This is a genomic window from Exiguobacterium sp. GL_137, from assembly GCF_057834585.1.
Window position 1 is genome coordinate 558291 of sequence record NZ_CM174406.1, and the last position, 22357, is coordinate 580647.

The following is a 22357-nucleotide window of genomic DNA, read 5'->3' on the forward strand; positions in this document are numbered from 1 at the left end:
CTGTGATACAGTGAAAAAGAATTTAAATTACGAGCAACTAGGGGAGCTGGAGGAGTCCGGCTGAGAGGAAAACCATTCTGTTTTCGACCCTGTCACCTGAACTGGATAATACCAGCGTAGGAAAGTTGAGATCGAAGACATGAAGACTTCAATCAGTAGAACTGGTTGTTCATGGCGTCGTCTGCTTTTTTACAGCGGACGGCGCTTTTTGTTGTCCGTTTTCTCCTTATTTGCTCCCAGGAAAGTGAGGAATTGGAATGAAACACGTATTGACGATTGCTGGATCCGACTCCGGAGGTGGAGCTGGAATTCAAGCAGATTTAAAAACGTTTTCGGCACTCGGTGTATACGGAATGAGCGTCATCACGGCGATTACGGCACAAAATACGTTAGGTGTTCAAGCGGTCGAGGACGTATCCCCGGAGCTCGTGGAAGCACAGCTGACATCCATCTTTTCCGATATCCGTGTCGATGCGGTCAAGATTGGAATGGTTTCCAATCAAGACACCATCCGAGTGATTGCACAACAACTGGAAAAACATCAACTTCCGGTTGTTCTCGACCCGGTCATGGTCGCGAAAGGGGGTTATAGCTTGTTGCAACCGGATGCAGAACATGCCTTGCTCGAACAGCTGTTACCATTGGCTACACTTGTGACTCCGAATATTCCTGAAATCGAGCGGATGATTGGCGGAACGATTCACTCGCTTGCCGATATGAAACAGGCGACGGAAAAACTGGCTGAAAAACGGACGGGTGCTATTTTGCTCAAGGGCGGACATTTGGAGGGACGGGACGCTACTGACCTTTTATATACAGACGGGCGATATGTCGTCTTTGAACAAGAACGGATCGAGTCCCGTCATACCCATGGTACAGGCTGTACATTATCTGCTGCCATCGCTTCCTATCTTGCACTTGGTCTTTCAGTGGAAGACAGCATCCGTTATGCAAAACGTTATGTGACGGAAGCCATTCGCCACGGCTTTGCGCTCGGACGCGGTGTTGGTCCGACGCATCATTTTCATGAACTCTGGAGGGATACACATGTTACGACGCATCCATGATAAAAAACCGTTGATTCATCATTTAACGAATACTGTAACCATTAATGACTGCGCCAATATGACACTGGCACTTGGTGGCTCTCCTGTGATGGCAGATGACCTGCTGGAAGTGGAAGAAATGGTCAGGCACGCAGATGCCGTCGTAATCAATACAGGGACGATCAATCCGGACATGCGCCAAGCCCAACTTTTAGCAGGAAAAACGGCTAACCGATTGGGGAAACCGGTCATTTTGGATCCGGTAGGCGCAGGAGCGACGACATTAAGAACAGATTTTATGAAGCAGTTAATGGATGAAATCACCTTTACGGTCATCAAAGGAAATGCATCGGAAATCAAGACATTGCTCGGACAGGCCGCTCGAACGAAAGGAGTGGATGTTGCCGAAGGAGAATCCCTGGATTTTCAAAGTGTCCATACCTTTGCAGGTGAAACGAAACAACTCATCGTCGTAACGGGTCCGATTGATTTTGTGACAGATGGAAATCGCCAGTATCATCTGGATGTCGGGACGAAACGTCTTGGCCAAGTCACGGGAACGGGATGTATGACCGCTTCTTTGATTGCGACGTTTTTAGGAGCAGGATACGATCGTTTTGAGGCAGCCGTATTTGGGACGTATGCTATGGGAAAAGCAGGGGAGTCGGCTGAGGATTCTCCCGGTATCGGAGGTTTTCGAACCGGGCTGTTCGATGCAGTGAGTTTGATGACAGAAAAAAGTTTGCCGGAGGTATAAATGAATGGACAGTGAATATTTGATTTATGCCGTGACCGATCGACGCTTGCATCCACATCTTTCCCTGGCAGACGCCGTCGAAGCATCGATTAAAGGAGGCGCAACGGTTGTTCAATTACGGGAAAAAGACAGTTCCGGTAAAACTTTTCTGGAATCAGCCATTGCATTAAAAGATCTCACCGCACGTTACGATATTCCGTTCATTATCAATGATCGGATTGATATCGCTTTGCTGGTCGATGCCGGTTTGCATATCGGTCAAGATGATATTCCCTTAATTGAAGCGCGCCGTTTGTTACCGGAAGCGACGATTGGTGTTTCTGTTTCAACAGTGGAACAAGCTGTTGCAGCAGAACGGGAAGGCGCAGATTATTTAGGGGTCGGTTCACTCTTTCCGACAGCAACGAAACAAGATGCGACATTCATGGCGCGAGCGACGTTGGAACAGATTCGTAAAGCCGTTCATATCCCGTTGGTGGGAATCGGTGGAATTACTGAAACAAACGTTCCGGAACTTGGTTCTCTAGTGGACGGATATGCCGTTGTTTCAGCTTTATTTGCAAGTGAAGACATTGAACGAACGACGAAAAATTTTAAGACGACCGTGAAACAAGTGCGTCAGAGCGCCTCAGGCAGGGTATAGTTCACGTAGAGGTGATGGTCGTGAAATGGCAGTCTGTTCGATTTCGAGGACGCTGGATTCGGTATAAAATCGAACCACAAGTCATTCGAATCGATAATCGCGGGAAATATCATTTAGGTGCAGCTCTATTTCCTTTCCCGAATCGTTATTCGTATCAATTAGCTGTGTTATTAAAGAATAAATACCGACAACAGTATAAACGTTCCTTGCTCATCCAAACGAGTTCAATCGCAACTGAAATCTGGGGGCACACACATCTGGATATTTTTTACCGGATGATGTTACCTCTTCCGTTACCGTGCTTTTTACGGAACCGCTATAAAGAACGTTTGAAAAGTACAGGCGTGATCGATATCGGTGTGCGTGCTGTCGATTCAAACCGGATTGTCTGGGATATCGGAAATTTTTTAGGTGGCTGGTTCTTTTACGCGATCTCAAGACGAAACCGTGAGAAATGAAAAAATGATTCAAACAGGAATGTCCAATGAAAAAGTCTGCTTTCCGCTCTAAACGACGGGAAACAGACTTTTTTGAGTTTCCGATTTTTGGAATAGCAGGCACTAGTTGAGTCCTGAAGTGATTTTCTTGCAATTCACTTGAAACGATGGTGGAATGAAAGGGAAAGAGGTGATGACGGTGGATGCACCACGTTGTGAAACGATTGCCATTGATCAAGTACGTGCAGAAGAGATTGGACAAGTCGTCGATACGATTCCAACGACAGACATTGGAAAGTTGTTCAAAGTCTTGTCAGATGCCACACGGTTACGGATTGCTTACGCCTTGACGGTGGAAGAGGAACTTTGTGTCTGTGATGTTTCGGCTTCGGTGGATTGTTCGATTGCAACAGCTTCTCACCATCTCCGTACCTTGTTGAAACAAGGACTGGTGAAATATAGAAAAGAAGGTAAGGTCGTCTACTATTCGCTGGACGATCATCATGTATCGTCGCTCGTTCACTTAGCAATGGAGCATGTAAATGAAGGCAAGGCGTCCTCTTGAGTGTACTGAACAACACAACAAAGACGTATCGTTCTCATGGACGATACGTGTTTGTTGTGTTTTTAGATCGGTGAAATAAGATGATAGTCGTTGCAATCAACAAGAAAGCTAAAATCGACAGGCTGAAGGACATACGTTTATACTCTGCCGTCATTTCAGTAGTCAATTCCAATTTTTGTTCAAGATCACGATATAATTTTTCTTTGATTTGTGACAAGTCTTCAAGAATCGTTTGTGTGGTTTGAGTTGTTTGCTTGGCTAATTTTTTAGCACGTTGCGGATGATCTGTTTCGTAAACGGTAAAAACTTCTTGAATCTCTTCCTCCCACACATTGTTACGTAATAGTAAATCTTTAACCGCACCGGGTGTCTGATTGGATGAATTCAGTACACGTCGCAAATCATGAACTTTAGAAGTGGAAAAGTAATATTGTTCAATGTAACGGTCATCTTCATATAATAACAGGCCGCGAACGGCATTTGCCCGATCGCGATTATGTTCGATCAATTGGTCGACTTGTTTAATCATTAGAATATCTTGTGTATGCATCTCTTCCGTCAAATTAGAAATTGTACGATATCCGCTTAAGGCATACAAAAGGGGAATCGAGGCAAACAGACTGACAATCAGGATGAGGATGATACAGTGCCGCCATAGTTGATTCATACAATCCATCCTTTTTCTACAAAACTTAATGTCATTAGCTTAACCACTATTTCCCAAAAAGTGAAGGATTATTCAAAAAAATATGGAACATTTTCTTTGATTTTGCGTATTATACACAAAAAACCGCTACAACGAGTGTAGCGGCTACAGAATGTTAGACGATTAAAAAGAATAGGAGTGTTCTTTATAGTTCCCGAAGACCGTATGAATTTCAGAAAACGTAACAAAAGCGTTTGATTCGACAGAGGACACAATTTCCTGGAGTTTGAGAATTTCATTATTCTGGACGACGACATAGACCATCTTTTTCGTCCGTTTCGAATAACCGCCACGTGCATCAAGAATTGTTACGCCACGTCCGAGTTCTTTTGTGATTACTTCATTGATTTCATCGGCTTTTTCACAAATGATGATACATTGTTTAGAAGCGGAGTAAAAACTATACACCGTCTGAAGTGCTTTCGCCCGAACGAAACTCATGATTAACGCATACATGACATGCTTCAAATCAAATACGAACCAGACGAGTACATAGATGACTAAATCCTGCATTAAAAAAATACGGGGAAGCGGCCAATTGTGAAAGCGGGCATAAAAGAATTTTCCGAGGATGTCGAGTCCGCCTGTCGAGGCGCCGCCAAAGAAAATTAAAGCCATCGCTAAACCAGAGACGAGGCCGGCAAAGATGGAAGCAACCAGTGGATCATTTAAGGATTCCGGAACGATTTGCGTCGGAATCCAATCAATTAAAAATGATGAAGCCAGGACGATGAGACCGGATAAAAACATAAAACGTTTTCTCAAAAAACGAAATCCAAGTAAAAAAAGTGGAATGTTTAAGACAAGTTGTGTCAAACCAATTGGCGTGTGGAATAATTCCTGAACAATAAGTGTGATTCCCATGATTCCGCCGGATCCGATATCGTTTGGCGACAAGAGAAGACTGATGTACAACGAGTACAGCAATGTCCCAATCAAGAGAAAACCGATTTTCTCTGTACGTTTTTTCTTTGCAGGCTGTTTAGTTTTCATTGTAAGTGATGAGAAATCTCATGCTCCTCCTCCATAAAGTATCTGCCTGCAAGAGTACGCTGATATGAAGATTAATTCAACCCCTGATTTGAAAAAAGAACAATAAGATCAGCTGGTTTTAAGAAAGGAGAGCATTTTTTTGAAAAAAATCATACTGTTCATTCTGTGTATCGGGATCGGGCTGTCGGCAGGTTCGTGGGTCGTCTGGAATCAGCAGCAGCCACCGGAAGAAGAAAGTTTTAAAGATGGTCATGTCATTGCACGTCATGTCGGGACATCAGTGTCCAATACCGCTGCGATTGAAGAATTGGTCAAGCAGTTGCCGTTTTCCGAAGTGCTGACCGGTGTAACAGTGGATGGTACGGCAGTCAAGCTGACATACAAACCTACCGAAAAAGAACAGGCGGACTGGACAGGAAGCAGCGGGAAGATGATCGAATCCGGCAAGGCCTCATTTTTGGAAAGTCGTTTATCCAAGTTGATCATGCATCATACGTTAGCACTTTTTTTGAGTGTATCTGATTTATCCGAACTTCAAATTCATTATCGGGACTCATTTTCTGATGTCACGTTTGATATGGACAGACTACGTATTGAAGACTATACACCCCGGGATATTGAACGTGCCAGTTCTTCCGCAAACCGGTTTAATCGTGTCGTTGTCGAGGACTATGTACTCGTAGATTCCAGGCGGGCGGTATTCTTTGAAAAGTTCCAAGAATCGTTGCGGATCCTTCCTGGAAAGTAGTTGTATTCACCAAGAAAAAGCACTTTTCACAAACTTGACACAATGGTATCGGTTACATCCTTTTCTTTTAATAAAACGCTAAATAGTGTCTATTCATGACTTGAACATCTTATAAGATGGAAGTATGATAATAAATGAACAGACATTGTGAAGTGTTGAACAAAAGAAAGCGGGGTTTCTACAATGAATGAAGTAGAAGCATTAGAAGGATTACGGAAAAAAGCTGTCAAATCGACGCAAATGCTACGGATGCGTCCGCTCGAATATTTGGTTCGAGCGATGTTAGCAGGAGTATTCATTGGTTTTGCCATCATATTTACACTTAAAGCAATCAACGGTTTATATTTAAATGAATCACCGGTTACGACACTGGTCGGTGGGTTAACGTTTGGTGTCGCGCTTGTCTTGATCGTGTACGGGGGAGCAGAATTATTTACCGGAAATACGATGTATTTCACGACGTCGACAATGCGTGGTTTCACTTCGAAAATGGATACGTTTAAAGTATGGACATTATGTTTCATCGGAAACGGTCTCGGTGGACTCGCTTTCGCTTTACTTTTCTCACAAACAGGGATTATTCAGGAACTTGGAATGGAGAACTGGTTGTTTGCTGTTTCCGAGACGAAAATTCATCATACGACATGGGAGATCTTTACACGAGCCATTTTCTGTAACTGGATGGTCTGTCTAGCGATTTTCATTCCGAAAAACATGAAAAATGAACTCGCACAAATCATGATGATGATGATTTTGGTCGCTGTATTCTTTGCATCCGGCTTTGACCATGTCATTGCCAACATGGCATTGTTCTCACTTGCTTTAGTCGTCCCGCATCCGGAAGCGATTTCCTTTGCCGGCGCGGTTCATAACCTGGTTCCGGCGTTGTTGGGAAACATTATCGGTGGAGCACTGTTCATGGGAATGGTTTACACATGGCTCAATAAATCGAAGCTTGAAGTAGATCAATCGAACGAACAGGCCGCAACAATCAATATCGCTTCAAAACAAAAAGCGTAAAATGGTAAGTTCTATGCGTTGAAGAGCAAAAAAGAAGGATCCGATGAAAAAATCGGATCCTTCTTTTTTTGATGTTTGCCATTAGTGCCTGTTGTCATTCAAGGTGTTGAAAACGATCAACATCTGCGGCCAGTTCTTCATAAATAGCCTCGACGATTTGGGCATCATCAAACAGTCCTAAAATATTTTCGTCAGGTAAAGCATCGACCGGGGACGTGAAGTAAAGAACAGCGGTCAATAAAAGTTGCTCCTGTTCCGGTTGCATCTCGAAACGTTTGTTGTACAAAGCGCGTAACATGTCGAGCAACTGTTTGAGTTGGAAGTAAAGAACAAGTTCTGCTTCGCGTTCGACATCCGAGCCGTCCTCAGAGGCAAGGTCTGTCGTCAACCGGGCTAATCCGAGTTCTCCTTGGATTAATAAGTCTTCTTGTGCTTTCGCATTTCCGACAGCTGTTAATGCTTGTCGGTGGAAATAGGTATAAGCGGATTTAAAATCTCCTGGTGTAAATTCCATCATCAACACTCCTTCTGTATCTCTAGTTTCGCCTTATTTCTTGCAAAATTGCAACTATTTCGTGAAAATAAGAGTAATAGTTGAAAGGGGATTACATAATGCCGACTCAAGAACAATTAAAAAAGTATGCTGCACTTGCCGTACGTACAGGAATCAACCTGCAAGCCGGTCAACAGCTCGAAATTCGGGCGGGGATTGAAAATGCACCGTTAGTCCGTGAAATCACGCGTGTTGCTTATGAAGTGGGAGCTTCAAATGTCTACGTTCAATGGTCAGATGACGAAATGACGAAAATCCGTTATTTTGATGCACCGGAAGATTCATTTGATGCATTCCCGGAATGGTTAAAAGCCCGTTTTGATCAATTGGCAGAGGAAAAAACAGCCTTCTTGTCCGTTGTCAGTGAAGATCCGGATTTATTGAACGGTGTGGAATCAAGTCGAATTGCACGAGCGAACAAAGCCGCTGGTGTTGCGTTGGCAAATTGGCGCAAGTTCGTCATGAGCGATAACGTCAGTTGGTGCGTCATTGCAGCGCCGTCAGATGCCTGGGCGGCAAAGGTATTCCCAGACTCAGAAAACGCTGTAGAAGACCTATGGGATGCAATCTTGAAAGCGACACGTGTCGACCAGGACAATCCGGTCGTATCTTGGGAGCAACATGATGCCAACTTGCGGACGAAAGCTACCTTCCTGACAGAAAAGAAATACAATAAGTTGCATTATTCAGCACCAGGTACAGAACTGACGATTGAATTGCCGGAGCGTCACGTCTGGCTCGGTGGAGGTGGACCGAATGCGGATGGCGTCGACTTCATCGCCAACCTGCCGACGGAAGAAGTCTTCACGTTACCGAAGAAAACGGGCGTCAACGGTCATGTGTCAAGCACAAAACCACTCAGCTACAGCGGGAACCTGATTGATGAATTCACGTTATGGTTCGAAGACGGAAAAATCGTTAAAGCTGAAGCGAAACAGGGACAAGCAGCGCTTGACGAACTCATCTCATTGGATGAAGGTGCCCGTTATCTCGGAGAAGTGGCCCTCGTGCCTCATCACTCACCGATTTCAGATTCCGGTATTTTGTTCTACAATACGTTGTTTGACGAGAATGCTTCATGTCACTTGGCGATTGGTCGCGCCTATTCCACTTGCCTTGAAAATGGACCAGGTTTGTCGAACGAAGAATTAGCCGCACAAGGTGCGAACGATTCAATGACACACGTCGATTTCATGATTGGTTCAGGTCAGATGTCAATTGACGGCGAATTGTCTGATGGTACACGCGAACCACTGATGCGTGACGGAAACTGGGCAATCTGATAAAGGTTTTTGCGTATTGGAAAGAAAAAAGGGAGCCACCGGACATGATGAACATGTCGGTTGGCTCCCTTTTTTGATCTGATGTGCTTGAAAAGAATTAAGCTTCTTCTCCGATGATTTTCACTTCAGGTTCAAGTAAGATGCCGAACTTTTCTTGAACGGTTTCCTGCACGTGGCGAATAAGCGAAATGTAGTCAGTCGCTGTCGCGTCTTGGATGTTGACGATGAAACCGGCATGTTTTTGAGAAACTTCTGCACCACCGATGCGTGCACCCTGTAATCCGCTATCCTGAATTAATTTACCAGCGAAATATCCTTCCGGTCGTTTAAAGACACTCCCGCAAGAAGGGTATTCAAGTGGTTGTTTTGTCTCACGTTTATGTGTCAAATCATCCATCATTTCTTTGATCAGGGCAGGATCGCCTTCTGTTAGTGAAAAACGTCCTTCTAAAATGATGTACTCTTTTTTCGAAAAACAGCTCGTCCGGTATCCGAGCTCAAGCTCTTCCTGTGAGATATTCAATAACTCGCCTTTACGTGTCAAGACGGTTGCGCTGTGGAGACAGTCTTTTACTTCTCCGCCATATGCTCCGGCATTCATGATCAGGGCTCCGCCAATCGTTCCGGGAATACCGCAGGCGAATTCAAGCCCGCTTAAAGCATGGTCGTAGGCGATACGTGAAGCCTGAATAATCGCAGCACCGCTTTGAGCAATCAGTTCGTGACCTTCAACCGAAATATCCGTTAACTTTTCAAAAGATAAAACGATCCCACGGATACCCCCGTCACGGACGACGAGATTCGAGCCGTTTCCGAGCATCGTCAACGGGAGATCATTTTCGTACGCATACCGGACGGCGAAGGCAGTTTCTTCGTATGTCGACGGGATGAGGAAAAGATCTGCCAATCCACCCATCTTCGTATACGTATGGTTTTTTAAGGGTTCATTAATTAAAACAGCTTCTTTTGCAATACCTTCATATAATCCAGCTAACAATTGCTCAGTCATCATGTCTCAGTCCTTTTTCATAAATTCCATTCAGCCAAAAAAACGCTCAAAATATATTTTACACTAATTCCGTGATTGATGTTTAGCATACTGTTCCCAAAATACAGAGTTGACAGATAAAAAGCAAGCTGTTCGGGAAGAATGTAATCGAATCAACATGTATATGTTGTTTTCTTTTTATAAAAATGAATGGATTAGGAATGAATGAAAGTAAAAAAGGGAAAAATAAAGAAAAGACTGTTATTCGGAAAGCGGGAGATTGAAATGGAGAGTGAACGACTGGAAATGCGACCGTTTGTGGAAGAAGATTTTACTTTTTATAAAAGTCTTGTGCAAAATGAACAAGTCATGCGGTATATCAACGGCGGTGTCATGCTGGAAGAAGATGAGGCGCGAAATTGGTTCGAACGTCAATTCGATCGTTATGAGGATGAACGGCAAACAGGTTTTTTACTGTTGATCAAAAAAGAGACGCATGAACCCGTGGGTTTTGCCGGATTAGTTTTACAACAAGTTGATGGAATCGATGAATTAGAAGTTGGCTACTGGTTGACGCCCATTCATTGGAAAGTAGGGTATGGCAGGGAAGCGGCCAAACGATTAATGCGTGAAGCGTTCGAACGGGGACATGATCGTCTGATTTCAATCATGCACCCAGAAAATCATTCTTCGCAAAATGTCGCTCGTGCGAATGGGTTACAATGGGAGAAAGATACGATTTTTAACGGAATTCCAGTTGTCATTTATTCTTGCCGGTTATCCCGGCTGTTCAGAGGTTGATTTTTCAAAAGTACAGAGGAGCGGATCAGGTATGTATCACACGAAGTGGATGGCATTTGATGAGTTGGATGGTGCACGCTTATATCAATTATTAAAATTAAGAACGGATATATTTGTGGTAGAACAGAACTGTCCGTATCCAGAACTCGATAACCGTGACCAAGAGGCGCTGCATGGTCTAGCGTACGACGGGGAACGCTTGATTGGCTGTCTGCGTATCTTACCGAGGAAGCCGTCGGGCGCAGTCGCAATCGGTCGGGTGGCGGTACAAACCGATTACCGGTCAAACGGTGTAGCGAGAAGACTGCTGAATGAAGCGATTGCCCACATTCAAGGACAGGATGAAGCATTGATTGATCTTCAGGCTCAGGCACATTTAAAACAATTTTACAGTTCATTTGGTTTTAAGGAAATATCGGACGTATATTTGGAGGACGGAATTCCCCATCTGGACATGCAGATGAGCGTAAAGGAAGTTTCAAAAAGACTTCAGGAATAGGACGGACGAACCGATGAAGAGAGCAGGAAGAACTTTGTCTGGAGGTGAGTCAGTCATTGAAAAAAGTACTGGTCATTCTCGCGTTAAGTTTGATTGGCGTGTTGTCGTTTGCTGTCGGAATTTCCTACGCTGAACTTCAAAGCAGCCAGCGCAGTGCGGAAGAGCAGTTAGCGAAGATGTTGCAGGCACAACATGACATCGATAAAACGTCACTACTCGAAGTAAAGGCCTCTTTTTCAATTCAACATCGTCAAGTGATTAAAGTACGTCTGCGCGGTGAACCGGCCATCACTTATAAATTCATTCAGCCTAAACAACAGATTGAATACAGCGGTTCGATTGGAACCAGTGTCGAAAAAACCGGAAAACAGGATGAAGCATTCCGGAATTCACATCTTCAGGTCAGTAAAAAATGAAAATCTTGGTCGCTTCCTTTTCCGTAGAAGCCACCAAGATTTTTTTTGAGCCTTTCAAGACGATTCAATATTGCGTACACTACGAAGAGAGACAACATGCAGGAGGACTAAAATTATGAAAAGATTTGTTAAAAACGAAGCAATCGCTCCAGCGATGACTGCTTTTCTTACACTTGAGAGTGAAACCTTTCAGACATACAATCAACTATTGACAGAACAAGAACGAAAAGCTTTGAATTTTATCGGACGAGCCGTTGCGTTGCAATCAGATAAACACCTTACTTTAGCCCTTGAGACGAAACAACCGCTGATCGAGGTGGATCGCCTGTTGATAAAGTTGGCAGAAAGCGGTCAGGGAGCGTCACTCTTTCAACAATTACTTACGAATGGACTGGATTTGAATCAAATCATGACAGTGGAAGGCCACCGGTCGCTTGTCAGACAGCCGTTATCTTTCCCGGTAGGTCTATATACCGTCTATGATCACGTCTTATTTCAACTTGCCGTCGATTCAGGTTTGTACCTCGATTACACAACGGTTTTGCAACGGAGTGACCGTTTTCTTGAAACGGATGAAATCAACACACTGGATATCGTCTTATTGTTGACGCACGAACAAGCACTGGATGAACAGAGCCTTTCTCTGTTTAAACATCCGGCGACCGTCGGCTTGGTTGAACGTCTTCAACGAGCAAAGTTCGAAAGTGTCCGACCAATCATTGATCATACCCGTTACGAAGTAGCATTTCAGTATGCCAAACATTTTCCGCTCTTTTATGCCATCGTCGGTCGCCAGACTGAGCAATTTCCGAAAATGTTAGAGGATGTTTTGACGGAACCAAATCAGCAAGAAATCGTAAAAGATGCATTGTTGGCGTTCCATAATCATCAGCCGGGTCTTGCGGCAAGCATGGGAACGGACTATTACGAAAGTTTATTTGTCATCGGCAGCCAATTAAAACAACAGGCAGGCATTGATTTTAAGGAACTCGACAATCAATATGTACTCGATGAATACGTGGACATCGTTCAGCGGTTACGTGACTAACGAAACCGGTTCAGAGGAGTAACGGTGCCAATTCGAAAAAATTTGAATATCACAAAAAGCAGTCGGCTGATACAGACGAAGCGCTTCTTGATGTGTAGAACAACAATACACTTCAAACGATAAGATATTTTTCTTGTGTAACTTCGTTTGGAAGGTGTCTAAAATCCGGCGCCCGTAGCCTTGATTTTTTAATTGCGGCAAACAGGCAATTTCCAAAAGGCGGACGACTTGTTTATGCTGTTCCATTAAAATGGTTCCAACAATCGTTTTCTTGTCATAGACGAGATAAGGCAAAACACCTTGGTCGATTAAATAATCAAGATGGGCAGCATCGTAAGGAAAAAGAAATTCAGAATAACGGATGGCGTCGTTACGAATCGTCAAGAACAAATGCCGATTACGTGAGGAGAGAGGTTTGAACTGGACGGAGGCAGGTCGATCGTGTGTCAGACCAATCAGCCGAAACTGTTCACTGGATAAACAGTAACCTAAAGCGTTCCAAGTCGTGACAAATCCAAAGTCGTAAGGCGGTATGATTTGGACATCGATGTGACGGGGAGAAAACAAAAGTGCCTGTGAATGGACATAATGTGCGAGACGTTGGAATGCCTGTAAATCGGTGTAGGAAGCATTTAAGAGCTGAACAGAATGTTCGAAAACATGAAATCCGAGCGTAGCCTGCACACACTCTTCATTCCAAATCGTCCATTGCTGATGTTCGGTCGGTGGATAGGAAAATGATGAAGGGGGAGACGGATTGGTGCGGAGTAAATGATGGACCAAACGGCGTTGTGGATGAGATAACTGATCATACGATAAAATGTTCAACACGTGCACGTCCTTTCAGAAAAAATGAAAGCCAGTACATGAAGTATAACAAATAAATGGAATTAAAATGGTTATAACTGAAATTTAAGGTAAATGATTAGGTGGTGATGAGATGGCGAAACTGCTGATGGCGTTAGGCCTTTTTTGGATCTTGATTGGCATGAATCCTGTCCAAGCACAGGAAATCGAAAAAAAAGAAACAATCGTCCGGGAATCCACGACGTACGGTAGCTACGGGACGATGGATGAGATTATCACGGATCAAAAAGAGCCGACTTATGATGGCTTCGACTCACCAAATGACATGGCTTTTTTATTCGCCTGCATTGCGTTACTTGCGACAGTCGGATTAGGAATCGTGAATGCAACAGACTAAAGGAAAACGACGATAGGTTCTCGGGGATTACCGGAGAACCTATCGTCGTTTTTTTACCGGACATTGTCTTTTAAAAATGAATATGTTTTCGACGACCGACCCGTTCGATTCGGTCGTGTTCGTCATTTAATCCGGCCTTTTCAAGCAAATCCAAATAATACCGGAAGGGTGTCGAACGATGTGAAAAATAAGGGATATATTCTGTAAACAGCATTGCTTCAGCACGTTCGAGTTCGCGTAAGGCGATTAGGGCATGCAGTTCAGCAAAACGTATCTCTTGATATAACACGAGAATATCTGCGTCGATTCGAACTTTCATCTGAAGTTTCTTCGCATGTGTGTTCAACAATGCGACATAGGATTCCCGTTCACTCACATTCGTGCAATGGGTGAGGACGGCAAGGAAGAGATCACTTCGCTCCGTGTCGACATCGATTGGCACTTTGACAGCTGTATATATGGCTCGTTGCATCCAAGACTGGTCTGATGCATCAAGTTTATAATAACCGACAAGTTCCTCGAACAATTCCACTTGCGTCACTTTAATCAACCGGAAGGGATCATTACTTAAAAAAAGCGGTTCTTCTCCGGCAGCTGAGGAGAGTAAAAAAAAGAATTCCTCAAAAGCAACCCGTGTTCCATTTTTCCGACCGATATAATGCCGTAAGTGTTTGAGCAGGCGTTTCGCAGTCACATACCAGTTTTTTTGTTCGCGCATGGAGACGAGCTCATTTGGCTCCAAATAGTGAAAATCATAAGCAAGCTGGATGAATTGTTCCGTTTGTTCGATGGTTTGTTCAACGGTCGGTTGGTCGTGTTCTTTTTGTAGTCCTTTATACTTAGCAAACTGGGATAACATCAAATCAAGGTCTTTTTCTTCGATGACTTGTTTGGGGAGCTGGCGATAGATTTCTACGATGATGTCGCGAAGGGTCGTATCGCCATATTGTTCAAGTAAAAGACGGAGCTTACGAATTCTCATGATCGCCCTCCTTCGACAAAAAGACACAACACTAGTTCTATCCTTTTCCCGATTTTTTTAAGAAGTAACCGACAGCGAGCGGAATTAACAGACGATTGTTTTTGAACATGGATATCTAACATTTGCACTTACTTAAATGTTTGCCTATCGTTAAGAGAATCATTAATCAAAGGGAGCGATTATTCATGAATGAAACAATCGAACAATTACTTAGCCACCGGTCTATCCGTAAATTTAAGCCCCATCAATTAGATCAAGAGACAATTGAGACGCTCGTTCGTTCTGCACAGTCGGCTTCTACGTCTTCTTATCAGCAGGCCTATGCCATCATCGGCATCGAGGACGAAGGACTTAAACAACAGTTGGTAGGTGTGGCGAGCGGTCAATCCTATGTCGCGGAAAACAGTTACTTTTTCGTTTTTTGTATCGATTATCATAAGCATATCTTAGCAGCAGAAATCGCATCAGGTTCCGTCGATCGGACGGTCGAAACGACGGAAGCGCTGATTGTCGGTGCGGTCGATGCCGGCTTAGCCGCCCAAAACTTAGTCATTGCAGCGGAATCATTAGGATACGGGACAGTCTATATCGGTTCGCTACGCAATGATGCTGCCAAAGTGAGTGAACTGTTGGCGTTGCCGAGCCATGTCGTTCCATTATTCGGAGTCGCGGTAGGGATTCCTGATCAACAGCCAGGGAAAAAACCCCGCCTTCCGATGGATGCGGTCTTCCACCGGAATACGTATACTAATGACGACACGATGCGCCGATTGTTGTCACAGTATGAAAATGAAACGTCTGTATACTACGGCGAACGGACGGATGGACGCCGGACAGAAGGCTGGGTCTATCAGATGGCTGCTTCGATGAAGGATCCGAAACGGACGTATATGCGTGACTTTTTACAGGAAAAACATTTAGCCCGAGATTGATACGGAGGTAACCTATGGAAGAATTTCATTCAGGACGTTCTCGTCTAGAACGTAAACGTCAGGAAGAGTTGCGTGAATCAGAAAAAATGGAGCAGGAAAAGGCATCGCGGGAATTCGCGGATGCACCTCGTGAGAGCGGACGATCTGCCAGTCAACGTTATTTAGACGAGCCGTCAAGACGATCGCGCGCGCATGAGGCTGCTCCTGAAAAGGCATCTAATGCAAAACGTCTGCAATCGGGTGCCGTAACCATCGTACGTTCAGGAACCCGATTAATTAGTTTATCGCTGAATCGTTTTAGCCAACGCCGTGCATCAAGAAGCGGCAGAACGAAAGAACCAGTACGTGAAGCAGGTTCTGAGCAACGATTGAAAAAACAGCCGGTCCCAAAAAAGAAACGCCGATTCAAATCAAAGCTGATTGGTTTCTTATTACTTGTCGTGATTGCGGCCATTATCTTTGGATCACAACCGTTTACGTTTCTTCTAATCGGAAGTGACGCGCGACCGGGAGAGTCGCTGCGCGGTTCGAGATCAGACTCACTGTCCGTCATGCAATTCGTACCGCTCTCGCGGACAATTCAATTGACGTCGATTCCGCGGGATACGTATACGCCGATTGACTGTGAAAACGGGAAAAAAGATAAGATCACCCATGCGTTCGCTTACGGTGGCGAAGACTGTACGACCAGTGCAGTCAGTGGACTTCTGGATCAAGAGATCGACAGTAAGATTGTCATTTCATTTGACAGCTTCATCGGATTAATTGATGAAATCGGAGGGGTTGATTTAGTCTCGACAGGAACCTTCTCGGAACAAGATGCGAGCGGAAAAGCCAATCAGTATTCCTTCCAAAAAGGGAAAGAATATCATATGGACGGAGCGATGGCGTTAGCGTATTCCCGTCACCGTAAAACGGATACAGACGTCGCACGGGCGAATCGTCAATCGGAAGTCATTCAAGCAGTGGCGACGCATTTGATGAAACCGACGGGCTGGTCCAGTATTCCCGGAGCGAACCGCTATATGAAGGAAGAAATGAATTTAGATGTCAGCTTCCGTCAGATGATGTCAGCCGGTTTATCACTCGCTTTGTTCTCAGAACGGGAACACTTTGAAGTTGAAGGTGTCAGTGAGCGGATGAATGGTATTTTCTATGATTTCCCGAAAGAAAAAGAGCTGAAGGAATTACGTGCGAAGCTCGATACGACATTTTATGGGACACTAAAAAATGATTAATTTTTCAAAACGGGTTTGTTCTTTCTCGAACAGTGGAAATTACTAAAGGTGACTAATCTATCGAGGAGGGACCTATCATATGAAAGTATTAGTTGTAGGTGCATCAGGTACAATCGGAGCTCGTGTCGTCAAGTCGCTCGCAAAAGGTCATCAAGTTACGGTCATCGTCCGCCATCAACACCTGGTGGAACGATTTGAAAAACTTGGTGTCAAGGCGCACTATGTCGATATCGAAACAGAACTCGAAAAAGTCATCGAACAGGGTGTTTCCGGTCAGGATGCTGTCATCTGTGCAGCGACAGCCGGTGTTGACGGGGAACCTACGGAAATCGAGTTACTCGACCGGACGGTTGCTTTAAAAACGATTGATGCTGCGAAAAAGGCGCGTGTTCGTCATTTCGTCCTCCTCAGTGCCTATGGTGCTGATCGTCCCAATCAGTTTAAAAAAGAAATGTATCCGTTTTACGCTGCAAAAAACGCAGCGGAAGAACAGATTGAACATAGCGGACTCACTTACACCATCATTTGTCCGGTTGACATCGTTGACGGAGAAGGACGCGGATTAATTGAGGCTGATGAAGACTTGAAGGATGTTAAGGAAGCTACAATTTCGGAAACGGATGTTGCTTCAATCCTGGTCGCTGCTGTCGACAACCGAGCGGTCTTTAATCGCCGCCTGGAAGTTAAAGAAGGTAAAACGGCATTAAACGAAGCGCTTGGTGGAGATGAAGCAGTTGGAAGCGTTAAAGACAACCGCCAAGTGAAAAAGCAATTACCGCGTTATAATTAACGAAATGATGTAAAAATCGCTGAACGTATAAAGGTCGAAAGAAAAGTCGGTCTGAATCAGGAAACAGGAGTTGGAGAATATCCAGCTCCTGTTTTTTTGTACGCAAAACAAACTTCATACAAGACGGACAAAAAAGGTGAGCCCACACAGTCTACCTTTTTTGTCACAAAATAAGTGGACGATTCTGCTACACTGAACACATAGAGGAGTGACGAAATCAGTGAAAAAATATGTAATGTACCTGATGGCAGCAGTAATCATTTCAGGGATTGCCTATACGAGTTATAGCGCGTACCAGACCAAACAAAACCAACAACAAATCCAGGCGAAACAACAAGCAGAAGGTGGACTCGAAACAGGAATGAAAGCGCCTGACCTCGAAATAGAACAAGACGGTCAACCGATTCAATTGTCTGATTTGACGAATCAACTCATCGTCATCAATTTTTGGGCGACCTGGTGTCCTCCATGTCAGCAGGAAATACCAGAGTTAAATGCTTTCGCCAAGTCAACATCGATTCCGGTGTATGGGATCAATGTGACGACCGCAGAAAGACGATTGAGCGACGTGGAGCAGTTTTTGAAAAAAAATCCTATTACGTACTCGGTCCTTTACGATACAAAAGGACAATCAGAGAAAACGTATCAACTAGTGGCGATGCCAGCTACTTATATTATTGACGAAAAAGGGGCAATTGTCGGGAAACATGTAGGACCGGTCACGGAAGAAATGTTGAAAGAAATGGTGCGGAAGATCGGAGGATAACCGGATGGAATTATATTGTGAGGTGTGTACGTATCGTCAAGTCATTGAAGTCGGTCAGCAAGAAGAGTGGAAAGGATTTCCGTCCGTGTTGACTTATGGTATGGATAATTACGCATCAGCGTTACCTTTTTTATTCGTTCCGCCGTATCAAGAGCCGTTAGTCAGTCGTCAAAAAATTGATGACCGGATTCGGGCAGATTTGATTCGAACGTACCACGCCCACATCGATGAAATTGAGGACGGGTGGGTACCGCATCAATATGATGTATTTCAGTGTCCGACATGTCAACAAATCTCAACACGATTTTGGTGTGCCTTGTTTTTGAGGTCGTCAATCATTGAACCGATCCATCGGTGTGAACAAGATAAATCGGTGTTGGTTCGACTTTCTTTGGATGAAATCACACAAACGTCCTGTCCCAACTGTGAACAACAGACACTCCATATCCGTTAAACGTACAAAAGCCATCTGTCGCAAGAAACGACTATTCGAGACAATGTGTCTGCTAGTCATTTTAAGCGGTCAGATGGCTTTTTAAATGTCAACCCATTTGCCGAAACGAAAACGTTTGAAAGGAAGACTGAGTAGAACTGGTTGCGTCAATTGAGTAATTTGATCCGTCGAATAATATTGTGTCACCAAGCCTTGCTTCAGTAGGCAAATAGCGACGGGGGATGAAACTTGAACCGTTCTCCCAGAGAAGAACAGCATATTTGCCATCAAGCCGTTCCAGTGTGCCACGTTTGATCATAATCGAACTCCTCCTACAAAATTACATCGAACGCATCCTCAGGGTCAGGTGCAAGTTTCTCTTTTTATAATTCGCTGTAATTTTTTAATCTTATGTTTGGTATATTCCCATTTCCTTTTGAATTTACACATGTTTATTTGCAATTGCTGAATTCTGTACAATATTTGTCAAACAAAATGAAAATGAATATATTTTTAAATAATTTTCCAAGAAAAAAGCAGAACTGAAAAATCAGTTCTACTCTCAATACTATTCGGTGAAAGATATTGTTTAAGCCACCAAGTTTTCGGCAACCTTTTTAGTCGGACGAGTAAAGGCAAACACAAATGTGAAGAACGGGGAAAGCAATAAGAAAAAGGCAAATGGTACGTACGCGGTAACGGGAACACCGAGTGTGGATGCGAAGAAGGCACCGGATACGCCCCAAGGAATCAACGGATTCACGAGAGTTCCCCCGTCTTCGAGAGCGCGTGAGAGGAAGCGCGGATCAATCGAACGATCTTTAAAAATCTTTTTAAATGCTTGACCGGGTAACAAAATCGACAGGTATTGCTCACCGGCCATAAAATTGACCCCGATTGAAGCAAGAGCAGCCGATGAGATAATACTGCCATCCCGTTTTAGTTTTGAAACCGTTCTTTCGATGATGACATCAATGACGCCAATCCCGCGAAGAACGCCACCAAAAGCCAGAGCGAGCATGACAAGCGAGACGGACCACATCATCGACTGGAGACCACCTTTACTGACGATACTCGCGACAGTGTTGTTGTCTGTTTCGATCTTTAATCCATTTTGAATGACGCTCATCCATTGTCCGACATTCCAGTTGCCTTGTGTCAATCCCGTCAATAGCAGACCGCTTAGGACGCCGGCGATCAAAGTCGGAACGACAGGAGTTTTTCGTAATGCAAGAATCATCACGAGTAAAGGGGACAGTAGTGTCCAAGGTGAAAGATTGAACAGAAGCGCCAACTCTTGTTGCGTAGACCCGATGGTTTGCGAATCAATTGCGCCATTTCCCTGTCCGAAGATGAAGAAGAGGATGAAAGTGATTGTAATGGCGGGCACTGTCGTTCCCATCATAAAACGAATGTGGTCAAAGACAGAGACATTAACGATTCCGGGTGCAAAATTCGTTGTATCTGATAATGGAGACATCTTATCTCCGAAACAGGCACCGCTGATGATGGCACCGGCGGCAAGGGCAGGATCGACACCAAGTGCTACTGCGATTCCCATCAAAGCAACACCGACCGTTCCGATTGTTGTAAAGGAGCTACCGGTAAACGTGGAAACAATCATCGTAATGATTAAAGCACTTGGTGCAAACCATGTTGCAGAAAGTGTTTCAAGTCCGTAGTGGAGGAGTGTCGGAACAGCTCCGCTCATCATCCAGACAGCAATCGTCATACCGACAAGTAACATGATCAAGATCGGTTTGATTGCTTCACGAATACCATTGATCATATGTTGTTCCAGCTGTTCGTATTTAAAGCCACGAAAAGCGGCATAAGCTACGACAAAAATCAGACTGGATAATATGGCGAGGTGCGGTTCGGCTTTGGCACCGAATATGACAGATAATAATATAATGATACTAACTCCTAGGACAGCTGCGGATTCACGAAAGGATATACGCATGCTTCCACCTCCTTAATTCTATGTTGCGTTTATGCTTGTTTGCTTTTACGTACGAAAGTAAAGAACAGTTGTTATGTTAAAGGATATGAATTCATTCGTCAACTATCTGAATTTCACTCGATATAACTAAAAATCATCGGAATATACGAAAATGTGACGATTTTTTGTCGTAAACGCTTTCTTTTTCACTGAAAATCTTGCACAATAGGAAATAAGAGATGTCGATTTTGTGAACAGGAGGGAATACATATGTTTACTGCAATTTTTTTCGTAGTCATTGCAATAATGGGAGCCAGTGTTTATGGAATTGATCACATGGTCGCTCAGAAAGCAGAAAAAAGATAATTTGATTTTTAGATAAAAAAGGCTTTGATCAGTCACATCTACCACGATGTCATTGATCAAAGCCTTTTTTTTATGTTCAAAATAAATAAAAATACATTTGACAGCATAAATATACATATGTTTAAATCGAGTTATCATTTAACGGCAAAGGAGTTTCCATCATGAAATGTACGATTGTAGGTGCGACCGGATATGCTGCGATTGAGCTGATACGACTGATTGAATTACATCCTCATTTAGAAATCGTCTCCTTGATCAGCGATTCGCAGACCGATCAGGAAATGAATCAGTTATACAGTTTTATGAATAAAAAACAGTTTCCGGTACTGACAGCTTTCTCATTGGAACAGATTGAAGCAGTTGAAACCGATCTTTTATTTTTAGCAACGCCAAGTGGAATTTCTACTAAATATCTAAAACAGTTACATGACTGGAAAGGAACAGTCATCGACTTGAGTGGAGACTTACGTCTTGAAAAAGCATTGTATGAAGAATGGTATCCCCATGAAGGAGTCGATTCGGACCTTCAAAAAAAAGCAACCTACGGACTGACGGAATGGAAGCGGGATCAGATTAAGGACAGTCGTTTGATTGCCAATCCCGGTTGTTATGCAACGGCCATCTTACTTGGATTACTCCCATTATTAGAAGAACACGTAATTGATCCGTCGCAAATCATCATTCATGCAAGCTCTGGATTATCAGGTGCAGGAAAAACGTTGACGGAACAAACACACCATGTCCGGTCGAGTGAAAATGTCAGATTGTACAAAATGAATCATCATCAACACATTCCGGAAATTGAATCCATTGCTGAAGAGATTACCGGACACAAAATCACTGTGTCTCTCGCGACTTATCTAGTACCGCTCAATCGCGGGATCATGGCGACGATGACGTTACAGCCTCTTGTCGAAAAAACGGAAGCGCAGTGGCGAACATGGTTCAGTGAAAAATATAAAGAAGAACCATTTATCCGCGTCGGACAAGCCGATCCGGAAATCAAATCGGCAGCCGGAAGCAACTACTGTGATCTTTCGGTTTACCTGGATACGCGTACAGGAAGACTGACGGTCGTATCCGTCCTGGATAACATGCAAAAAGGCGCAGCCGGACAAGCAATCCAAAATGCGAACTTGATTAGTGGATATCCAGAAACGCTCGGTCTGACACAACAGCCATTCTTTATATAGAGGGGACC

Annotated in this window: 27 protein-coding genes and 1 riboswitch; of the genes, 19 read left to right on the forward strand and 8 right to left on the reverse strand. The window is 43.9% G+C overall.

Annotated elements, in window-relative coordinates:
• Positions 1–29: 29 nt before the first annotated feature.
• Positions 30–140: riboswitch (TPP riboswitch) on the forward strand.
• A gap of 117 nt (positions 141–257) precedes the next feature.
• The 5 genes from thiD to AC3IRK_RS02950 all read left to right on the forward strand — a co-directional run bounded on the left by thiD (position 258) and on the right by AC3IRK_RS02950 (position 3448).
• Positions 258–1067 carry a bifunctional hydroxymethylpyrimidine kinase/phosphomethylpyrimidine kinase gene (gene thiD / locus AC3IRK_RS02930; RefSeq protein WP_131973640.1) on the forward strand — a complete coding sequence of 270 codons (810 nt, stop codon included), beginning with the start codon at positions 258–260 and terminating at the stop codon, positions 1065–1067.
• Positions 1048–1803 carry a hydroxyethylthiazole kinase gene (thiM, locus tag AC3IRK_RS02935; RefSeq protein WP_188005160.1) on the forward strand — a complete coding sequence of 252 codons (756 nt, stop codon included), beginning with the start codon at positions 1048–1050 and terminating at the stop codon, positions 1801–1803. The genes thiD and thiM overlap by 20 nt, the downstream gene beginning before the upstream one ends.
• A 4-nt stretch (positions 1804–1807) precedes the next feature.
• A complete protein-coding gene (gene thiE / locus AC3IRK_RS02940; RefSeq protein ID WP_131973638.1) occupies positions 1808–2446 on the forward strand; it encodes a thiamine phosphate synthase in 639 nt (212 codons plus the stop codon).
• Between the two features lie 14 nt (positions 2447–2460).
• Positions 2461–2904 carry a hypothetical protein gene (locus tag AC3IRK_RS02945; protein ID WP_255508420.1) on the forward strand — a complete coding sequence of 148 codons (444 nt, stop codon included), beginning with the start codon at positions 2461–2463 and terminating at the stop codon, positions 2902–2904.
• 178 nt (positions 2905–3082) lie between these two features.
• A complete protein-coding gene (locus tag AC3IRK_RS02950; protein ID WP_114596966.1) occupies positions 3083–3448 on the forward strand; it encodes an ArsR/SmtB family transcription factor in 366 nt (121 codons plus the stop codon).
• A 34-nt stretch (positions 3449–3482) separates the two neighbouring features.
• Here AC3IRK_RS02950 and AC3IRK_RS02955 read toward each other — a convergent pair whose 3' ends face one another.
• Both AC3IRK_RS02955 and AC3IRK_RS02960 read right to left on the reverse strand, forming a co-directional pair.
• Positions 3483–4115: a CHASE3 domain-containing protein gene (locus AC3IRK_RS02955; protein ID WP_131973637.1), complete on the reverse strand. Its 633-nt coding sequence runs from the start codon at positions 4113–4115 to the stop codon at positions 3483–3485.
• 162 nt (positions 4116–4277) lie between these two features.
• Positions 4278–5147, reverse strand: a complete 870-nt coding sequence (locus tag AC3IRK_RS02960) for a YitT family protein (RefSeq protein ID WP_114596883.1) — start codon at positions 5145–5147, stop codon at positions 4278–4280.
• Between the two features lie 139 nt (positions 5148–5286).
• On the opposite strand from AC3IRK_RS02960, the gene AC3IRK_RS02965 reads away from it, so the two are divergent.
• Both AC3IRK_RS02965 and AC3IRK_RS02970 read left to right on the forward strand, forming a co-directional pair.
• Positions 5287–5895 carry a hypothetical protein gene (locus AC3IRK_RS02965; RefSeq protein ID WP_131973636.1) on the forward strand — a complete coding sequence of 203 codons (609 nt, stop codon included), beginning with the start codon at positions 5287–5289 and terminating at the stop codon, positions 5893–5895.
• Positions 5896–6078: 183 nt separating this feature from the next.
• Positions 6079–6915, forward strand: coding sequence for a formate/nitrite transporter family protein (locus AC3IRK_RS02970; protein WP_188005162.1), 837 nt, complete (start codon positions 6079–6081; stop codon positions 6913–6915).
• A 94-nt stretch (positions 6916–7009) separates the two neighbouring features.
• Here the strand turns inward: AC3IRK_RS02970 and AC3IRK_RS02975 are convergent, their stop codons facing one another.
• Positions 7010–7432, reverse strand: coding sequence for a DUF1232 domain-containing protein (locus tag AC3IRK_RS02975; RefSeq protein WP_114596880.1), 423 nt, complete (start codon positions 7430–7432; stop codon positions 7010–7012).
• Between the two features lie 95 nt (positions 7433–7527).
• On the opposite strand from AC3IRK_RS02975, the gene AC3IRK_RS02980 reads away from it, so the two are divergent.
• Entirely contained in the window at positions 7528–8751 is a 1224-nt protein-coding gene (locus tag AC3IRK_RS02980) for an aminopeptidase (protein ID WP_426354752.1), read from the forward strand.
• A 97-nt stretch (positions 8752–8848) separates the two neighbouring features.
• Here AC3IRK_RS02980 and murB read toward each other — a convergent pair whose 3' ends face one another.
• Positions 8849–9763: a UDP-N-acetylmuramate dehydrogenase gene (gene murB / locus AC3IRK_RS02985; RefSeq protein ID WP_114596878.1), complete on the reverse strand. Its 915-nt coding sequence runs from the start codon at positions 9761–9763 to the stop codon at positions 8849–8851.
• A 261-nt stretch (positions 9764–10024) separates the two neighbouring features.
• Between murB and AC3IRK_RS02990 the strand changes: the two genes are divergently transcribed.
• The 4 genes from AC3IRK_RS02990 to AC3IRK_RS03005 all read left to right on the forward strand — a co-directional run bounded on the left by AC3IRK_RS02990 (position 10025) and on the right by AC3IRK_RS03005 (position 12503).
• Positions 10025–10540: a GNAT family N-acetyltransferase gene (locus AC3IRK_RS02990; protein ID WP_214855456.1), complete on the forward strand. Its 516-nt coding sequence runs from the start codon at positions 10025–10027 to the stop codon at positions 10538–10540.
• A 31-nt stretch (positions 10541–10571) separates the two neighbouring features.
• Positions 10572–11039, forward strand: a complete 468-nt coding sequence (locus AC3IRK_RS02995; RefSeq protein WP_131504254.1) for a GNAT family N-acetyltransferase — start codon at positions 10572–10574, stop codon at positions 11037–11039.
• A 56-nt stretch (positions 11040–11095) separates the two neighbouring features.
• Complete coding sequence (locus tag AC3IRK_RS03000) at positions 11096–11455, forward strand: hypothetical protein (protein ID WP_131504253.1); 360 nt, start codon at positions 11096–11098, stop codon at positions 11453–11455.
• Positions 11456–11570: 115 nt separating this feature from the next.
• On the forward strand, positions 11571–12503 hold the full coding sequence (locus AC3IRK_RS03005) for a hypothetical protein (RefSeq protein ID WP_214855454.1): 933 nt from the start codon (positions 11571–11573) through the stop codon (positions 12501–12503).
• On the opposite strand, the gene AC3IRK_RS03010 is transcribed toward AC3IRK_RS03005, so the two are convergent.
• Entirely contained in the window at positions 12492–13334 is an 843-nt protein-coding gene (locus AC3IRK_RS03010; protein WP_131973631.1) for a GNAT family N-acetyltransferase, read from the reverse strand. The two genes, AC3IRK_RS03005 and AC3IRK_RS03010, sit on opposite strands and share 12 nt — an antisense overlap.
• A gap of 109 nt (positions 13335–13443) precedes the next feature.
• On the opposite strand from AC3IRK_RS03010, the gene AC3IRK_RS03015 reads away from it, so the two are divergent.
• Positions 13444–13707: a hypothetical protein gene (locus AC3IRK_RS03015; protein WP_131973630.1), complete on the forward strand. Its 264-nt coding sequence runs from the start codon at positions 13444–13446 to the stop codon at positions 13705–13707.
• A 70-nt stretch (positions 13708–13777) separates the two neighbouring features.
• Here the strand turns inward: AC3IRK_RS03015 and AC3IRK_RS03020 are convergent, their stop codons facing one another.
• On the reverse strand, positions 13778–14689 hold the full coding sequence (locus tag AC3IRK_RS03020; protein WP_214855452.1) for a hypothetical protein: 912 nt from the start codon (positions 14687–14689) through the stop codon (positions 13778–13780).
• 185 nt (positions 14690–14874) lie between these two features.
• On the opposite strand from AC3IRK_RS03020, the gene nfsA reads away from it, so the two are divergent.
• The 5 genes from nfsA to AC3IRK_RS03045 all read left to right on the forward strand — a co-directional run bounded on the left by nfsA (position 14875) and on the right by AC3IRK_RS03045 (position 18869).
• Complete coding sequence (nfsA, locus tag AC3IRK_RS03025) at positions 14875–15621, forward strand: oxygen-insensitive NADPH nitroreductase (RefSeq protein WP_489170387.1); 747 nt, start codon at positions 14875–14877, stop codon at positions 15619–15621.
• Positions 15622–15635: 14 nt separating this feature from the next.
• Complete coding sequence (locus AC3IRK_RS03030) at positions 15636–16859, forward strand: LCP family protein (RefSeq protein WP_489170388.1); 1224 nt, start codon at positions 15636–15638, stop codon at positions 16857–16859.
• Positions 16860–16938: 79 nt separating this feature from the next.
• Positions 16939–17649, forward strand: a complete 711-nt coding sequence (locus tag AC3IRK_RS03035) for an NAD(P)H-binding protein (protein WP_131504247.1) — start codon at positions 16939–16941, stop codon at positions 17647–17649.
• Positions 17650–17869: 220 nt separating this feature from the next.
• Positions 17870–18415 carry a TlpA family protein disulfide reductase gene (locus tag AC3IRK_RS03040; protein ID WP_131504246.1) on the forward strand — a complete coding sequence of 182 codons (546 nt, stop codon included), beginning with the start codon at positions 17870–17872 and terminating at the stop codon, positions 18413–18415.
• A gap of 4 nt (positions 18416–18419) precedes the next feature.
• Positions 18420–18869 (forward strand): hypothetical protein, encoded by a 450-nt coding sequence (locus tag AC3IRK_RS03045; protein WP_131973627.1) that lies wholly within the window; start codon positions 18420–18422, stop codon positions 18867–18869.
• 88 nt (positions 18870–18957) lie between these two features.
• On the opposite strand, the gene AC3IRK_RS03050 is transcribed toward AC3IRK_RS03045, so the two are convergent.
• Both AC3IRK_RS03050 and nhaC read right to left on the reverse strand, forming a co-directional pair.
• Positions 18958–19167 (reverse strand): DUF3006 domain-containing protein, encoded by a 210-nt coding sequence (locus AC3IRK_RS03050; protein ID WP_026829204.1) that lies wholly within the window; start codon positions 19165–19167, stop codon positions 18958–18960.
• Between the two features lie 270 nt (positions 19168–19437).
• A complete protein-coding gene (gene nhaC / locus AC3IRK_RS03055; protein ID WP_131504243.1) occupies positions 19438–20811 on the reverse strand; it encodes a Na+/H+ antiporter NhaC in 1374 nt (457 codons plus the stop codon).
• Between the two features lie 506 nt (positions 20812–21317).
• Between nhaC and argC the strand changes: the two genes are divergently transcribed.
• Entirely contained in the window at positions 21318–22349 is a 1032-nt protein-coding gene (gene argC, locus AC3IRK_RS03060; protein ID WP_131504242.1) for an N-acetyl-gamma-glutamyl-phosphate reductase, read from the forward strand.
• Positions 22350–22357 lie beyond the last annotated feature (8 nt).

Bases quoted from the DNA above. Each gene is read 5' to 3' on its own strand.
- thiD (WP_131973640.1), top strand. From the start codon at position 258: ATGAAACACGTATTGACGATTGCTGGATCCGACTCCGGAGGTGGAGCT.
- thiM (WP_188005160.1), top strand. From the start codon at position 1,048: ATGTTACGACGCATCCATGATAAAAAACCGTTGATTCATCATTTAACG.
- thiE (WP_131973638.1), top strand. From the start codon at position 1,808: ATGGACAGTGAATATTTGATTTATGCCGTGACCGATCGACGCTTGCAT.
- AC3IRK_RS02945 (WP_255508420.1), top strand. From the start codon at position 2,461: ATGGTCGTGAAATGGCAGTCTGTTCGATTTCGAGGACGCTGGATTCGG.
- AC3IRK_RS02955 (WP_131973637.1), bottom strand. From the start codon at position 4,115: ATGAATCAACTATGGCGGCACTGTATCATCCTCATCCTGATTGTCAGT.
- AC3IRK_RS02960 (WP_114596883.1), bottom strand. From the start codon at position 5,147: ATGAAAACTAAACAGCCTGCAAAGAAAAAACGTACAGAGAAAATCGGT.
- AC3IRK_RS02970 (WP_188005162.1), top strand. From the start codon at position 6,079: ATGAATGAAGTAGAAGCATTAGAAGGATTACGGAAAAAAGCTGTCAAA.
- AC3IRK_RS02975 (WP_114596880.1), bottom strand. From the start codon at position 7,432: ATGATGGAATTTACACCAGGAGATTTTAAATCCGCTTATACCTATTTC.
- AC3IRK_RS02980 (WP_426354752.1), top strand. From the start codon at position 7,528: ATGCCGACTCAAGAACAATTAAAAAAGTATGCTGCACTTGCCGTACGT.
- murB (WP_114596878.1), bottom strand. From the start codon at position 9,763: ATGATGACTGAGCAATTGTTAGCTGGATTATATGAAGGTATTGCAAAA.
- AC3IRK_RS02990 (WP_214855456.1), top strand. From the start codon at position 10,025: ATGGAGAGTGAACGACTGGAAATGCGACCGTTTGTGGAAGAAGATTTT.
- AC3IRK_RS02995 (WP_131504254.1), top strand. From the start codon at position 10,572: ATGTATCACACGAAGTGGATGGCATTTGATGAGTTGGATGGTGCACGC.
- AC3IRK_RS03005 (WP_214855454.1), top strand. From the start codon at position 11,571: ATGAAAAGATTTGTTAAAAACGAAGCAATCGCTCCAGCGATGACTGCT.
- AC3IRK_RS03015 (WP_131973630.1), top strand. From the start codon at position 13,444: ATGGCGAAACTGCTGATGGCGTTAGGCCTTTTTTGGATCTTGATTGGC.
- AC3IRK_RS03020 (WP_214855452.1), bottom strand. From the start codon at position 14,689: ATGAGAATTCGTAAGCTCCGTCTTTTACTTGAACAATATGGCGATACG.
- nfsA (WP_489170387.1), top strand. From the start codon at position 14,875: ATGAATGAAACAATCGAACAATTACTTAGCCACCGGTCTATCCGTAAA.
- AC3IRK_RS03030 (WP_489170388.1), top strand. From the start codon at position 15,636: ATGGAAGAATTTCATTCAGGACGTTCTCGTCTAGAACGTAAACGTCAG.
- AC3IRK_RS03035 (WP_131504247.1), top strand. From the start codon at position 16,939: ATGAAAGTATTAGTTGTAGGTGCATCAGGTACAATCGGAGCTCGTGTC.
- AC3IRK_RS03045 (WP_131973627.1), top strand. From the start codon at position 18,420: ATGGAATTATATTGTGAGGTGTGTACGTATCGTCAAGTCATTGAAGTC.
- AC3IRK_RS03050 (WP_026829204.1), bottom strand. From the start codon at position 19,167: ATGATCAAACGTGGCACACTGGAACGGCTTGATGGCAAATATGCTGTT.
- nhaC (WP_131504243.1), bottom strand. From the start codon at position 20,811: ATGCGTATATCCTTTCGTGAATCCGCAGCTGTCCTAGGAGTTAGTATC.
- argC (WP_131504242.1), top strand. From the start codon at position 21,318: ATGAAATGTACGATTGTAGGTGCGACCGGATATGCTGCGATTGAGCTG.